1 pseudogene is annotated in these 503 nt (G+C 64.4%); it reads left to right on the forward strand.

Annotation, left to right across the window (positions count from 1 at the left end):
* A pseudogene (locus DM374_RS32750) lies at positions 1-503 on the forward strand (DUF2235 domain-containing protein); the annotation flags it as partial.

Below are 503 nucleotides of genomic sequence, written 5' to 3' on the forward strand. Positions count from 1 at the left end.
TCCCCTTAAAGGGCTGCTTCCTCGGCGAGCAGAGCAGGTCCATGCCAATTTGCGAATCCAGCGCGAGCAGGAGCGGGACTACCAGAACGCCCTCAGCGTGGCGGCCGGTCGCCGGGCCCCGCCGCCCTGTTGCAAAACTTTGCATATCAGCCTGTTCTTCGACGGCACGGGCAACAACCTGAATCGCGACCTGTACCAGGTGAGCACGCCGTGTCCAACCAATATCGGCCGGTTGTTCCGCGCCTCTGTGGGCGCAGGCCACGCCGGGGGTACCGGCCATAGCGGGCGATCCGGTGAACTGACCGATCCGCTGGGAACCGGTGATGGGCAGTACTTCAAGTACTACATCCCTGGAGTGGGCACCGCGTTTCCGGAGGTCGACGACCTCGATTTCGGTACGGCCGGCCTGGTTGCCGCGGCGGGAGGAGAGCGGCGCATCAACTGGGGCCTGCTGATGATCATAGACGCCCTGCGGCTTTCCCTTGGCCTGGCGAGCCTGAACA

It is taken from the genome of Pseudomonas huaxiensis (genome assembly GCF_003231275.1).
Classification (GTDB): Bacteria; Pseudomonadota; Gammaproteobacteria; order Pseudomonadales; family Pseudomonadaceae; genus Aquipseudomonas; species Aquipseudomonas huaxiensis.